The 14,153-nt window shown below is 72.9% G+C and carries 11 protein-coding genes; 4 read left to right on the forward strand and 7 right to left on the reverse strand.

Annotation, left to right across the window (positions count from 1 at the left end; translation table 11 throughout):
* Window positions 1-2 precede the first annotated feature (2 nt).
* Window positions 3-758 (forward strand): GntR family transcriptional regulator, encoded by a 756-nt coding sequence (locus tag QSK26_RS08835; RefSeq protein ID WP_285774512.1) that lies wholly within the window; start codon window positions 3-5, stop codon window positions 756-758.
* Here the strand turns inward: QSK26_RS08835 and QSK26_RS08840 are convergent.
* From QSK26_RS08840 to QSK26_RS08850, 3 genes are read right to left on the reverse strand one after another with little or no spacing between them, the layout of a single operon-like run.
* Window positions 710-2,248 (reverse strand): acyl-CoA synthetase, encoded by a 1,539-nt coding sequence (locus QSK26_RS08840; RefSeq protein WP_285774513.1) that lies wholly within the window; start codon window positions 2,246-2,248, stop codon window positions 710-712. The genes QSK26_RS08835 and QSK26_RS08840 overlap by 49 nt on opposite strands.
* A 49-nt stretch (window positions 2,249-2,297) precedes the next feature.
* A complete protein-coding gene (locus tag QSK26_RS08845) occupies window positions 2,298-2,651 on the reverse strand; it encodes an effector-associated constant component EACC1 (protein ID WP_285774514.1) in 354 nt (117 codons plus the stop codon).
* The gene (locus tag QSK26_RS08850) at window positions 2,648-3,688 is read right to left on the reverse strand and encodes a DUF4145 domain-containing protein (protein WP_285774515.1); all 1,041 of its coding nucleotides are present in this window, start codon (window positions 3,686-3,688) and stop codon (window positions 2,648-2,650) included. Before QSK26_RS08850 ends, QSK26_RS08845 begins: the two co-directional genes overlap by 4 nt.
* 204 nt (window positions 3,689-3,892) lie before the next feature.
* On the opposite strand from QSK26_RS08850, the gene QSK26_RS08855 reads away from it, so the two are divergent.
* Complete coding sequence (locus tag QSK26_RS08855; protein WP_285774516.1) at window positions 3,893-6,493, forward strand: LuxR C-terminal-related transcriptional regulator; 2,601 nt, start codon at window positions 3,893-3,895, stop codon at window positions 6,491-6,493.
* A gap of 194 nt (window positions 6,494-6,687) precedes the next feature.
* Here QSK26_RS08855 and QSK26_RS08860 read toward each other — a convergent pair whose 3' ends face one another.
* From QSK26_RS08860 to QSK26_RS08870, 3 genes are all read right to left on the reverse strand, one after another.
* Complete coding sequence (locus QSK26_RS08860) at window positions 6,688-7,251, reverse strand: hypothetical protein (protein WP_285774517.1); 564 nt, start codon at window positions 7,249-7,251, stop codon at window positions 6,688-6,690.
* A 301-nt stretch (window positions 7,252-7,552) separates the two neighbouring features.
* Window positions 7,553-9,925, reverse strand: a complete 2,373-nt coding sequence (gene lon / locus QSK26_RS08865) for an endopeptidase La (RefSeq protein WP_285774518.1) — start codon at window positions 9,923-9,925, stop codon at window positions 7,553-7,555.
* 183 nt (window positions 9,926-10,108) lie between these two features.
* Window positions 10,109-10,480: a DoxX family protein gene (locus QSK26_RS08870; RefSeq protein ID WP_285774519.1), complete on the reverse strand. Its 372-nt coding sequence runs from the start codon at window positions 10,478-10,480 to the stop codon at window positions 10,109-10,111.
* Between the two features lie 105 nt (window positions 10,481-10,585).
* Between QSK26_RS08870 and QSK26_RS08875 the strand changes: the two genes are divergently transcribed.
* Together QSK26_RS08875 and QSK26_RS08880 are read left to right on the forward strand one after the other, a co-directional pair.
* The gene (locus tag QSK26_RS08875; protein ID WP_285774520.1) at window positions 10,586-11,233 is read left to right on the forward strand and encodes a TetR/AcrR family transcriptional regulator; all 648 of its coding nucleotides are present in this window, start codon (window positions 10,586-10,588) and stop codon (window positions 11,231-11,233) included.
* 42 nt (window positions 11,234-11,275) lie between these two features.
* Complete coding sequence (locus tag QSK26_RS08880) at window positions 11,276-12,745, forward strand: MFS transporter (RefSeq protein WP_285774521.1); 1,470 nt, start codon at window positions 11,276-11,278, stop codon at window positions 12,743-12,745.
* A gap of 27 nt (window positions 12,746-12,772) precedes the next feature.
* Here QSK26_RS08880 and QSK26_RS08885 read toward each other — a convergent pair whose 3' ends face one another.
* Complete coding sequence (locus tag QSK26_RS08885; RefSeq protein ID WP_285774522.1) at window positions 12,773-14,026, reverse strand: cytochrome P450; 1,254 nt, start codon at window positions 14,024-14,026, stop codon at window positions 12,773-12,775.
* Window positions 14,027-14,153 lie beyond the last annotated feature (127 nt).

The raw sequence follows: 14,153 nt of genomic DNA on the forward strand, positions 1-14,153 counted from the left end.
GCGTGGCTGACGGGCATGCGGTGCAGGGACTCAGCGGGATCCAGATCGGCCGGGTCGCCGCGCCCCTGCGCGAGCAGGTGCTCGACGGGCTGCGCAAGGCGATCCTCGACTTCCGGCTGAAGCCGGGGCAGCGCCTCGTCGAGCGGGAGCTGATCGAGCAGATCGGCGTCTCCCGCACCACGATCCGCGAGGTGCTGCGCGAGCTCGCCGCCGAGGGCCTGGTCACGGTGATCCCGCAGAAGGGCGTCGTCGTCTACTCGCCCTCCCCCGCCGAGGCCGAGGACCTCTACGCGGTCCGCGTCCAGCTGGAGACCCTCGCGGTGCGGCTGTTCATCGAGCGCGCCTCCGCCGACCAGGTCACCCGGCTCACCGGCACCGTGGACGAGATGGAGGCGGTGATGACCGCCGGCGGCGACATGCAGGCGATGCTGACCGCCAAGGACCACTTCTACGAGGTGCTGCTCGAAGGGGCGGGCCCGGTGGTCGAGCAGATTCTCGGCGGCGTCCAGGCCCGGGTGCGGCTGTTGCGCGCCACCTCGCTGTCGCAGCCGGACCGGCCACCGCGGATGCTGGCGGAGATGCGCGCCCTCGTCGAGGCCGTCGCGGCCCGCGAGCCGGACCTGGCGGCGGAGCTGTGCGCCGTGCACCTGAACAACGCCTCCGCCACCGGCATCGCCGCCCTCTCCGCCCAGGCGGCGGCGAACGGCCCTCAGTCCGCGGCCCGCCGCCGGTACTCCTCGACCAGCAGCCGTTTGTAGAGCTTCCCGGTGGGATGGCGGGGCAACTCGTCGCGGAAGTCGACGGCGGCGGGGCACTTGTAGTGCGCGAGCCGTTCGCGGCAGTAGGCGATCAGCTCGGCGGCCAGCTCCGGCCCCGCTTCCTGGGACGGCACCGGCTGCACGACCGCGTGCACCCGCTCCCCCATCTCCTCGTCCGGCACCCCGAAGACCGCCACGTCGGCCACCCGGGGATGCACGGCGAGCACGTTCTCCGCCTCCTGCGGGTAGACGTTCACCCCACCGGAGATGACGGTGTACGAGCGCCGGTCGGTGAGGTAGAGGAAGCCCTCCTCGTCCACGTAGCCGATGTCGCCGAGCGTGGTCCAGCCGCGTCCCCGCGGATCCTGGGAGGCCCGGGTCTTCTCCGGGTCGCCGTGGTACTCGAACCTCGGCCCGTCGGCGAAGTAGACGGTGCCGCGCTCGCCGGGTGGCAGCTCGCCGCCCTCCTCGTCGCACACGTGCGTGACGCCGAGCAGCGGGCGGCCGACGGTGCCCTTGTGCGCCAGCCAGTCCTGCGGCCCCGCGTACAGGAAGCAGTTGCCCTCGGTGCCCGCGTAGTACTCGTGGATGATCGGCCCCCACCACTCCAGCATCCGTTCCTTGACCGGGACCGGGCAGGGGGCGGCGGCGTGCACGGCGCAGGCGTGCGAGGACAGGTCGTACTTCGCCCGGACCTCGGCGGGCAGCTTGAGCATCTTGATGAACATCGTCGGCACCCACTGGGAGTGCGTGACGCGGTGCCGTTCGATCAGGGCGAGGGCCTGCTCGGGATCGAAGCGCTCCATCACCACGACAGTGGCGCCGAGGCGCTGGAAGTTCAGGCAGTAGCGCAGCGGGGCGGCGTGGTAGAGCGGCGCGGGCGAGAGGTAGACCGAATCGGCCGAGGGGGCGAAGAGGGACTCGATGAGACGCAGCAGCGGGCCGGGCGCGTCGAGCGGCGCCCGGCGCAGCGCGTTCTTGATGCCCTTGGGCCGTCCGGTGGTGCCGGAGGAGTAGAGCATGTCCATGCCCTGGCACTCGTCCTCGACCGGGGTCGGCGGGTGGGCGGCCACCGCCTCCTCGAAGGACGTGAAGCCGGGCGCCACGCCGTCGATCATCAGGCGCACCCGGACGCCGGGCGTGTCCGCGGTGACCGCGCAGGCCACCTCGGCGAGGTGGGCGGAGGAGATGAAGACCCGCGCCCCGCAGTTGCCGAGGATGTAGGCGAGCTCGCCGGTCTGCAGCCGGGAGCTGATCGCCGTGTAGTAGAGGCCGGACCGGTGCGCCGCCCAGGCGACGACGAAGAACAGCCGGTGGTTCTCCAGCATGAAGGCGACGTGGTCACCGGGCCGGAGTCCCGCCGAGCGGAACAGGTGGGCGAGCCGGTTGGACTCCTCGTCCAGCTCACGGTAGGTGAGGACGTCGCCGGAACCCGCCATGATCACTGCCGGCCTGGCCGGCGTCCGCGCCGCGATGACTCCCGGATGCATACGACCGAACGCTACTCGGATCACCTGTGGCTGGAAAGGCTCCCCGCCGTCATCCGCCGTTCAACGCGTGCCGCAGCAGCGTCTCCACCTCACGCACGAACCCCTCGACCGCCGCCTCGCCGCGCCCGGTGAACTCCGCCACCCGCCCGTCCACCCGCACCCGCAGCGTCACCTCCTCCTCGCGCAGCCGGAACCACACCTCCAGCGAGCGGGCCAGCGCCGCCCCGCCCGGATCGGCGTCCAGCGACACCAGCAGCGAACGCGGCGGGGTGCCCATCCACCCCTCCGCCGGCCGGTGCCCGTCCAGCTCCACCCGGCCGCGGAACGCCTCCTCCCCCCGCAGCCAGTCGTCCAGCGCACGAAGGTGCCCCTCGTCCGCGCTCTCGAACTCGACGACCGTCATGACCCTCCCCGTACGGTGATCCGCGCCGTCGTGGCCTCCGTGGCGAGGAGCAGGTCGGCCGGCGTCAGCTCCAGTTCCAGCCCGCGCCGCCCGCTGGAGACGAACACGCTCGCCATCCCGGTCACCGAGACGTCCACCACCACCGGCAGGTACGGCAGCGCCACCGGGCTCACCACCTCGCTGGACGTCGCCCAGCCCAGCCGGTTCACCTCGGCAGGGGCGGCCAGCCGGGCCGTGCCGCCGCCGACCGCGCCGGCCACCGCCTCGACGTCCACCTCGGCGGAGACCGGCGCCACCGCGACCACGGCCCGCCCGTCCACCCGGACGACCACCGCCTTGAGCATGCCCGACCGCGGCACGCCCATTTCGTCGGCCAGCTCTTTCCTGGATTTCGACCGGGCCGGATCGTGTTTATGGTGGTGCGGCGTGAAAGGGACGCGGATTTTCCGCAGCGTCTTCATCGCGGGTGTCTCGGGAATGGCCACACGGGTTCTCAACGGTTCCCGGGGCGCGGAAGTGCCGTGCCGGCGCCGGCGGAAATCGTCGTACCGGGGGCCGAACACGTAAAGGTGGTCGAGGAGGGCGTCGGCGAGCGCGATCGCGTCCTCGGCGTCCTGCCGGGAGACCGGGTTGCGGCCCAGGTGCGCGGCCTCGTTGCCGATCTCCCTGAGCTCCTCCGCCCAGGCGGCCAGCCGGCCCTCGACCACGCCCCTGCGGCGCAGTTCACGCAGCGCCCGGTAGAGCGGCAGGCCGGTGACCCCGCGGTCCGCGCACACGCCCTCCAGCAGCCTGCGCACGCCGACCAGCGCGGTCGCGTAGGCGCCCGCGCCCACGCAGGCCGTCGCCTCGGCGAGTTCCGCGGTCAGCCGCGCCGGGATCGGCGAACCTTCCGTGTCCCCTGTGGCCCCCGGGCCGCCCGCGCCACGCGACCTGCCCGGCCACAGCACCCGGGCCGGGCGGGCCGGCTGGCCGTCGGGGTCGCCGTCCGGGTCGGGCCGCTGCCCCTCGGGGGCGAGGAGGAGAACCTGCCCGCACATCTGGCACACGGTCAGCGCGTATCCCGCCAGTTGCGCCGGGAGGAAATCGCGATGGGGCCCGTCGGGTTCACGTGCCAGAGAACGGCGCGCGCACCCGGGGCAATCCACATCGAATTTCGCCGCCCAGCGTCCCACAAAGCGGACACTAGGGGATCACCAATAGAGCGACAAGGGCGTACCATCCAAGCCGGGGAGGGAGGGGAGATGAAGAGATGGCCGTTCGCGGGGCGGAAAAAGGAGCTCGACAATCTGGTCGGGCTCGCCCGTGACCGGCTGACCAGGGGTGTCGTGATCGCCGGGGCCGCGGGCGTGGGCAAGTCCCGGCTCGCCGCCGAGGTGCTTCGCCACTTCTCCGCCGAGCGCTTCGCCGTCCTCACCATCAAGGCGACCAAGGCCACCAGCGGCATCCCCAACGGCGCCCTCGCCGACCTCCTCCCCCGCCGCACGCCGCCGGGCAACACGCTGCGCTGGGCCGCCGAGGAGCTCCTCGACCGGGCGGGAGGCCGCGCGCTGGTCCTCGGCGTGGACGACGCCCACCTGCTCGACGGCCACTCGGCGGGCGTGATCCTCTCCCTGGTGGGCGGGGGCCGCGCCCGGGTCGTGGCGACCGTCCGCACCGGCGAGCCCGCGCCCGACGGCGTGACCGCCCTGTGGCGCGAGGGCCACGCCGCGCGCGCCGACGTAGGGCCGCTCAGCGACGCCGACACCCGGGCGCTGCTGGAGGGCGCGCTGCGCGGCAGGCCGGACGAGGCGACCGTGCTGCGGCTGTACCGGGTGACCGCGGGCAACGCGCTGTTCCTGCACGAGATCGTCGACTCGGCGCTCGGCTCGGGAACGCTCCAGCTCGTCCGCGGCATGTGGCAGCTCACCGGTGAGACACCGCTGGCGCCCCGCCTCGCCGACCTCATCAGGGACCGGATCGGCACGCTGTCGGCCCCGGTGCAGAAGGTGCTGGAGTACACCGCGTTCGCCGAGCCGGTCGGCGCGCGCACCCTCAGCGCCCTGGCCTCGGAGGAGGCGGTGCTCGCCGCCGAGGAGCGCGGGCTGATCCGGGTGGCCGTCGAAGGACGCAGGGAGGTCGCCAGGCTCGGCCACCCGCTCTACGGGGAGGTGGCCAGGGAGCGCTGCCCCGAGCTGCGCCGGCGCCGCCGCCACTCCGACCTGGTCCGCGCCGTCGAGGCGACCGGCCTGCGCCGCCGGGAGGATCTCGTGCGCACGACGGTCTGGCGGCTGGAGAGCGGGCTCGGCGCCGACCCCGAGCCGCTGGTCGCCGCCTGCCGGCTGGCCTGGGCCGCCCACGACTACCGGCTGGCCGTACGGCTGGCGGAGGCGGCGGTCGCGGCCGGCGGCGGCACGCGGGCGACGATCCTGCTGGCCACCGTGCTCGACTACGCCCAGCTCCCCGACCGGGCCCGGGCCGTGCTCGACGCGACCCCCGAACCCGCCGGGGAAGCGGACCGGGCGCAGCTCGCCCTCGCCAGGGCCAGCAACCTCGCCTGGGGGATGAACCGCCCCGCCGAGGCCAAGGAACTCCTCGACGCGACCGAGCGGACGGTCGAGGACGCCGGCCGGCGGGCCGAGATCGCCGTGCGCCGGCTGGGGCTCGCCGCCTCAGCCGCCGACCCCCGGGAGGCGCTGGCGCTCAGCGGCCCGCTGCTCGACCGGCCGCTGGACCCGCCGCTGCGCGCCCAGACGCTCAACGCGCACGCCCTCGCGCTCTGCTACGCCGGCCGTACCCGCGACGCCCTGGCCTGTGTCGCCGAGGCGCTCGCCGACCTGGCCGCCTGGCGCGACACCATCCCCGCGATCGTCTCGCCGCTGCACTCGACGTGGGCGCTGTGCGGGCTGTTCTCCGGCGAACTCGCCGAGATGGACAAGGCGATCGCCTCGATGGCGGAGGCGGTGGCCGGTCAGCGTGGCTGGTCGCGCGGGGAGGGCAGCCTGGCGCTCGCCCGCGGCCACGCCGCGACCCTGCGCGGCGACCTCGACACCGCGATGGACGTGCTGCACGCCGCCGCCCACCACGAGACCGCCCTGACCGTCGGCGGCTGCATGGGCGCCTACGCGCAGGCGCAGGCGCTACGCGGCGACGGCGCGGCCGCGCAGGAGACCCTCGACGCGGCCCTGGACCGCAACCGGGCGACCTGGACCGGCTTCACCCGCTGGACCGCGCTCACCCGGGTGTGGATCGCCGCCGCCTCCGGGGAGACGAGCCGGGCCGGGGGCCTCGCGGTGGACTTCGCCGCCGAGTGCGGGTCCGCGGGCCTGCCCGGCTTCGAGTTCGTCGCCCTGCACGACGCCGTACGGCTGGGCCGGGCCACCTCCCGCGTCCGCGACCGGCTGTCGGAACTCGCGACGATGCACGACGGCCCCCGGGTGCGGGTCGCCGCCGCGCACGCCCGGGCCCTCGCCGACGGCGACGGCGACGCGCTGATGACGGTGGCGGGCCGCTTCGAAGGGCTCGGCCTGCTGCTGCACGCGGCGGAGGCCGCCGCCCAGGGCGTCACCGCGCTGCGCAGGGCGGGCGCCGACCGCGCGGCCCGCCGCGCCGGCGCCGAGGCGTGGTCGCTGGCCGCCGCCTGCCCGCACGCCGACACCCCCGCCCTCCGCGCGCTCGCCGCCCCCGACCTCACCGCCCGCGAACTGGAGGTGGCCCAGCTCGCCGCCGCCGGAATGAGCCACCGCGCCATCGCCGAACGCCTCCACATCTCCGTCCGCACCGCCCAGAACCACCGCAACCAGGCCTACCAGAAACTCGGCGTCAACAGCGCCACCGACCTCGCCAAGATATTCGAACGCCCCTGACAACACTTCACTCCGTGATGTCCGGAGCTGCGATGCGATCGCGTGCCCGGAAACGGGCGGGCCGTGACGCGGAAAAGGTCTCTTTCCTGTCGGGACAGTCTCTTTTTCCGACGGGAAAAGAGACCGGAAGCGGCAAGGCCGCCGATCGTGGGATCGGCGGCCTTTCGCGGGGAGGGTGCTCTGTGGTCAGGGGGTCACAGGGCGGAGTAGACGGGCTTCCAGCCGCCGAACTTGCGCTCGGGGCTGTCCGAGTCGCCCTTGCTGACCTGAACGAAGATCAGCTTGGCGTTCTTGCCCGCGAAGGAGTAAGCGGCCGGGTAGCTGTTCTTGTTGGAGAAGGACCGGTAGTAGGTGTGGCCGTCGAAGGTCACGACCTTGAAGGTCTCCCAGGCGTAACGCTCGTCGGGGTGCTTGCTCCACTTGCTGTTGACGAGCGTGCTCTTCACCTTGAAGGTGGACTTGTACTCCCACTTCCAGACCCGCTTCTTCTGGGTCTCCTTCACCGGCTTGCAGTACTTCTTGCCGTGCTTCTCGAAGCACTTCTTGGTCCAGACGACCTTCTTGTCCCAGTACCACTTCTTGTACTTCTGGCGGTCGACCAGCACGCTGCCCTTGGCGACGGCCCTGTGGTCGGCGGAGAAGTACGGGCCCCAGCCGTCGTAGCCGGGGGTGGTGGCGGCGGAGGCGGCGACCGGGGCGACGAGCGCGAGGGCGGACGCGGCACCGAAACCGATCAGGATTCGCTTGACGAATCGCATTGAGTGCTCCTCGGGATGAGCTGCTGCTTGACTGATCCCCAGTGAACCGTCCGGCGATTGACACCCGCTTTCAAGCCACTTGAAAAGCCTGGCCCATGCCCTCATCTGAGCCGGCGCGCTTTATCTCGGCGCACGGAAAGAACCACTCGCGCGGGCCCCGGTCGACGATCACGCCTTTCTCTTTCGCATCAATATTCACTGATGTCACAGGGGCCCAAAAACCTCTTGGGCCCCCGGACGGTGACGCGCGGATACGGCTCCCGCCCGCCGGAGCGGGCGGGAGCCGTACAGGGGCGGGTGGTCAGGCGGCGGCGGCGCTCTCGGCGACCGTGGCGGACGCGAGCGCGAGGTCGAGCACCTCGCGGACGTCGCTCACCGCGTGCACGGTCAGCTCGGCGCGCACCTCCTCCGGCACGTCGTCGAGGTCGGGCTCGTTGCGCGCCGGGATGAGCACCGTGGTGATGCCGGCCCGGTGGGCGGCGAGCAGCTTCTGCTTGACCCCGCCGATCGGCAGCACCCTGCCGGTGAGGGAGACCTCGCCGGTCATCGCCACGTCGCCGCGGACCGGGCGGCCCGACAGCAGCGAGGCGAGCGCGGTGGTCATCGTCACGCCGGCCGAGGGCCCGTCCTTGGGGATGGCGCCGGCCGGGACGTGCACGTGCACCGAGCGCTCCTTCAGGGAGCCGACGGGCAGCTCCAGCTCGGCGCCACGTGAACGCAGGTAGGACAGCGCGATCTGGGCCGACTCCTTCATCACGTCGCCGAGCTGGCCGGTCAGCGTGAGGCCGGTCGAGCCGGTCTCCGGGTCGGCCAGCGACGCCTCGACGTAGAGGACGTCGCCGCCCGCCCCGGTGACCGCGAGCCCGGTGGCCACCCCCGGCACCGCCGTACGCTGCCTGGACTCCGGGAGTGAGGACTCCGGGACGTGCCGCGGGCGGCCGAGGTAGCCGACGAGGCCGTCCTGGGCGACGTGCACGGGCAGCTCGGTCTCGCCCAGCGACAGCCGGGCGGCGACCTTGCGCAGGATGCGCGCGATCGACCGCTCCAGCGACCGCACGCCCGCCTCCCGGGTGTACTCGGCGGCCAGGGCGCGCAGCGCGTCCTCCTCGACGGTGACCTCGTCCGCGGACAGGCCGGCCTTGCCGAGCTGGCGCGGCAGGAGGTGGTCCCGGGCGATGGCGACCTTCTCGTCCTCGGTGTAGCCGTCGAGCGTCACGATCTCCATGCGGTCGAGCAGCGGCCCGGGGATCGACTCCAGCACGTTGGCCGTGGCGAGGAACAGCACGTCGGACAGGTCGAGCTCGACCTCGAGGTAGTGGTCGCGGAACGTGTGGTTCTGCGCCGGGTCGAGCACTTCGAGCAGCGCGGCCGTCGGGTCGCCGCGGTAGTCGGCGCCGACCTTGTCCACCTCGTCCAGCAGGACGACCGGGTTCATGCTGCCGGCCTCGCGGATCGCCCGGACGATGCGGCCGGGCAGCGCGCCGACGTAGGTGCGCCGGTGGCCGCGGATCTCCGCCTCGTCGCGCACGCCGCCGAGCGCGACCCGGACGAACTTGCGGCCCATCGCGCGGGCCACGGACTCTCCGAGCGAGGTCTTGCCGACCCCGGGAGGGCCCGCCAGGGCGAGCACGGCGCCGCTGCGCCGCCCGCCGATCACGCCGAGGCCCTGGTCGTGGCGGCGCTTGCGGACCGCGAGGTACTCGATGATGCGGTCCTTCACGTCGGACAGTCCGGTGTGGTCGGCGTCGAGCACGGCGCGGGCCGCGGCGATGTCGTAGGAGTCGTCGGTCCGCTCGTTCCACGGGATGTCGAGGACGGTGTCCAGCCAGGTGCGGATCCAGCCGGTCTCCGGGGACTGGTCGGAGGTCCGCTCCAGCTTGTCGACCTCCTTCAGGGCGGCCTCGCGCACCTTGCCGGGCAGGTCGGCGGCCTCGATCTTGGCGCGGTAGTCGTCCTCCTCGTCCGCCGGGTCGCCGTTGAGCTCGGCGAGCTCCTTGCGGACGGCGGCGAGCTGCTGGCGTAGCAGGAACTCGCGCTGCTGCCGCTCCATGCCCTCCTGGACGTCCTTGCGGATGGTCTCCGCGACGTCGAGCTCGGCCAGGTGCTCGCGGGCCAGCTCGACCAGCCTGGCCAGCCGCTCGGCCGGGTCGGCCTGCTCCAGCAGCTCCACCTTCTGGGCGGCGGTCAGCCAGGGCGCGTACCCGGAGCTGTCGGCCAGCACGGAGGGGTCGTCTATCGAGTTGATCGCGTCGACGACCTGCCAGCCGCCGCGCTTCTGCATGATCGTGGTGGCGAGCGCCTTGTACTCCTTGGCCAGCTCCTCGGCGCGCTCGCTCGCCGGGACGGTCTCCATCCTGGTCGCCTCGACCCACAGGGCCGCGCCGGGGCCGGTCGTGCCCGCGCCGACGCGCACCCGGTAGAGGCCGCGCACGACGGCCGCGGGCGCCCCGCCCGGCATGCGGCCGACCTGCTCGACGAGGGCGGTCACGCCCACCGGCCCGTACCTGCCGTCGATCCGCGGCACCAGCAGCACGTGGGGCTTGCCGGAGGCGGCCTGGGCCGCGTCGATGGCGGCCCGCACCTCGGTCTCGGACAGGTCGAGCGGGACCACCATCCCGGGCAGCACCACAGCGTCGTCCAGAGGGAGGACCGGAAGGATCAAGCTCTCGCTCATGCGCACTCCGCTCAAAGGGTTGAGTTATAGGGACTCAATTAACGAGAGCCCTCCGGTGTTCCCGAACCTGCTCGTGTTCGCTCAGGGCGATCGTAATCGTGTAAGCAACACCGGGAACGGGATCGCGGGGCGAAGCGACCGGGCGGCGGCCGTGGCGGCGGGAAGCGGCCCGTAGAGGGTGGGTCAGAAGGGGTAGGGGCCGAAGCGGCCCCAGGCGACGACGGCGGCGAGGACGAGCAGGACGAAGTTGACGACGAGGCCCGGGTACTCCTTGCGCCGGATGTGCACCGCGGCCGCGCCGATCATGACGAGGACCAGGCCGGCGGCGGCCAGCGGGGTCAGCACGGGGGCGATGCCGGTGACGGCGGGCAGGATGAGGCCGAGCGCGGCGGCGACCTCGATGGCGCCGATGGCCTTGACGGTGCCGTCGGAGAAGTCCTCGACGTACGGCGTGCGGGCGTGGAGCTCCTGCTTCGGCTTGATCACCTTGATGAGGCCCGAGGCGGCGAACGCGACGGCGAGGAGCACCTGCAGGATCCAGAGGACGATGTTCATGGCGTGCCTTGTCCCGAGAAGGAGAGAAGTGAAGGGCTGTCTTCACTTGTGAGCCACCGTACCAGGAAACCGCAGGGATGGCTTCACTTCAATACAATGGCCCGCATGAAGCGACCTGGGGTGCTGCGGAGAGACGCCGAGAACAACCGCCGGCGCATCGTCGAGGCGGCGAGAGGCGTCTTCGCGGACCGCGGGCTGGAGGCCCCGCTGGAGGAGATCGCCCGGCGCGCCGAGGTCAACATCGCGACCCTCTACCGCCGCTTCCCCGACCGGTCGGCGCTGATCGAGGCCATCCTGGCGGAGAAGATGGCCGAGTTCGCCGACGCCGCCGAGCTGGCGCTGGCCGCCGAGGACCCATGGGAGGGGTTCCGCGGCTGCGTGGAGCGGTTCTGCGAGATGCAGGCCGCCGACCAGGGCGTCACCGAGGCGTTCACCACCTGCTTCCCCGGCTCCGCCGAGCTGGAGGAGTCCCGGCGGCGGGCCTTCGCCGCCCTGGAGGCGCTGATCGGGCGGGCGAAGGCGGCGGGCGCGCTGCGCGCCGACTTCGCGTTGCAGGACCTCGTGCTGTTCCTGATGGCCAACGCGGGCGTGCTCCGCTCGACCAGGGACGCCGCGCCCTGCGCGTGGAGGCGGCTGGTCGGGTTCCTGCTGTCGGCGTGCCACCTGAAGAGCCCTGCGGACGCCGAGCTGCCCGCCCCGCCCACCAGCGCCGAACTGCACGAGGCGATGCTCGCCGGGCGCCCCGCGCGCTGACCCGGGCTCAACCGCCCGCGGATCTTCCGTGATGATGGCCGCATGGATGAAGACGGCCACGTGCGCCTCGGCTCCGCCACCGGTCGCTGGGTGCTCCTCACGACGGTGCTGGCCTCGGGGATGGCGATGCTCGACGGCACCGTCGTCAACGTCGCCCTCCCCTCGCTCGGCGAAGACCTGGGCGCCGGCATGTCGGGCCTGCAGTGGACGGTCAACGCCTACACGCTCACCCTGGCCGGCCTGATCCTGCTGGGCGGCTCGCTCGGCGACCGGTACGGCAGGCGCAAGGTCTTCCTCGTCGGCGTCGTCTGGTTCGCGGTGGCCTCGGCGCTGTGCGGCCTCGCGCCGAACGTGGAGGCGCTGGTGGCGGCGCGGGCGTTGCAGGGCGTCGGCGGCGCGCTGCTCACCCCCGGCTCCCTGGCGATCATCCAGGCGTCCTTCGTCCGCTCGGACCGGCCGCGCGCGGTCGGCGTGTGGTCCGGGCTCGGCGGGGTGGCCACCGCGGTGGGACCGCTGCTGGGCGGCTGGCTGGTGGAGACGGCCGGCTGGCGCTGGGTCTTCCTGCTCAACCTGCCGCTCGCCGTACTGGTGCTGGTGGTGGCCGTGCCGCACGTGCCCGAGACGCGCGACACCGAGGCCACGGGGCGGTTCGACGTGCTCGGCGCCGCGCTGGCCGCGCTGGCGCTGGCCGCGCTCACCTACGGCCTGATCGACGTGCAGCCGGTCGCGCTGGCCGTCGGGGTGGCGCTGGGAGCGGCGTTCACCTGGCTGGAGATCCGGCGGTCGCCGAACGCGCTGGTGCCGGTCACGGTGTTCCGCTCGCACGAGTTCACCGCGATCAACCTCGTCACGCTGGTCATGTACGCGGCGATCGGCGTGGTGTTCTTCCTGCTGGTCGTGCAGCTCCAGGTGTCCTCCGGCTTCTCGCCGATCGCCGCGGGCATGGCGATGCTGCCGGTGACGCTGCTCATGCTGCTGCTGTCGGCCAGGGCGGGCGAGCTGGCCAAGCGGATCGGGCCGCGGGCGCCGCTCACGGTGGGCATCCTGCTCTGCGGGGCCGCGCTGGCGCTGCTGAGCCGGGTCGGCCCGGGTTCGTCGTACGTGCCGGACGTGCTTCCCGCGGCCGTGCTCCTCGGCCTCGGCCTGTCCGCCGCGGTGGCGCCGCTGACCGCCACGGTGCTGGCCACGGTGGCCGAGCGGTACGCGGGCGTGGCGAGCGGCGTGAACAACGCCGTGGCGCGGACCGGCGGCCTGCTCGCGGTGGCCGCGATCCCGCCGCTGGTCGGCCTCACCGGCGCCACCTACACCTCACCGGCCGCGCTCACCCCCGGCTACCGTACGGCGATGCTGATCGGGGCCGCCCTGCTGGCCGCCGCCGCGCTCCTCGCCTTCTTCACCATCCGCCGCAACGTGCTCGCCGAGCCCGAGGCCGCCGAGCCGCTGTGCAGGGTCCACTGCATGATCGGGTCACCGCCCCTCGAACCGGAACGCCCCGAGACCGAGCCCCACTAACCGGCCGGTCAGCAGCCGACCGGCCGGTCAGAAGGCGAAGCGCTGGGAGCGCACGCTGTTGTCGAAGTTGGACAGCAGCAGCTCCGGCTCCCCCTCGGCGCGCAGGCCGGGCAGCCGGGTGTACAGCTCGCGGAACATCGTCCTGATCTCCTGCCTGGCGAGGTTGGCGCCGAGGCAGAAGTGCGGGCCGGGACCGCCGAAGCCGACGTGCGGGTTGGGCTTGCGGGTGATGTCGAAGCGGTCCGGCTCGTCGAACACCGTCTCGTCCCGGTTGGCGGCGCCGTAGAACAGCACCACCTTGTCGCCGGGCCGCAGGTGCAGGCCGCGCAGGTCGTAGTCCTGGGTGACGGTGCGCCGGAACTGCATGATCGGCGACACGTACCTGACCATCTCCTCGATGGCGCCGCCGATGTGCGCGTCGAAGTCGGACAGCAGCAGCTCGCGCTGCGCGGGGTTGTCGGTGAGCAGCTTGACGCCGTGCGCCATGGTGTTGCGCGCGGTCTCGTTGCCGGCCACGAGCAGCAGCGCGAAGAACGAACCCAGCTCGCGCCAGCTCAGCCGCTCGCCGTCGACGTTGGCCGTGACCAGCGCGGAGACGAGGTCCTTGCGCGGGTCCTCGGCGCGCTCCCGGCCCAGCCGGATGACCAGCCGCTGGAGGGCGAGCAGCGCGAGCATGTTCTGCCCGGCCATCCGCACCGAGCGGACCAGGCTGGGACGCACGCCGGTGTAGGCGGTGGACACGTCGACGTGCTCGTGCACCTTGGCCCGCGCTTCGTCGGGGATGCCCATCATGTCGCAGATGACGTGGATGGGCAGCCGGGCGGCCACCTGGGAGACGAAGTCGCCCGGCCCGTGCGCGACGACGTCGTCGACGATCCGCGCCGCGGCCCGCTCGATGCCGCCCTGGAGGTCGCCCAGCATCCTGGGGCTGAAGGCGCGCGAGACGATGCGGCGCAGCCGGGCGTGCCGGGGGTCGTCCATGTTGACCATCGACTCGCCGAAGACGTGCTTGACCCAGCCGGGGGGCTCGGGGCTGGTGACGGCGGGCTCGCTGGAGAAGACCTTGGCGTTGCGGCTGGCCTCGGTGACGTCGGCGTGCCGGACCAGCGCGTAGAACCCCTTGCCCGAGCGGAGCAGCGGGATTCTGCGCTCCTCGAAGAACACCGGGTGCTCAAGCTGCCTGAGCCGGGCGAACGCCTCGTGCCGTTCGCCGGGCGGCCTGCGCCAGAACGCCAGGTCCGCGAGGTCGATGGAGGGGGCAACCGCTGTCGTCACCGCCATATCCTGACACGTCCCCAGGTCCGCCGCCCGATCTTTCGCGCGCCGCGGGCCCGCCCGCCGCCGTCCCCCGGCGCCTTGCGCCTGCCCGTTGTCGCACCGGGCCGCTAGGGTGAGTGCCCGTCGCGCC

The sequence above is a fragment of the Microtetraspora sp. NBRC 13810 genome, assembly GCF_030268685.1.
Classification (GTDB): domain Bacteria; phylum Actinomycetota; class Actinomycetes; order Streptosporangiales; family Streptosporangiaceae; genus BSRQ01.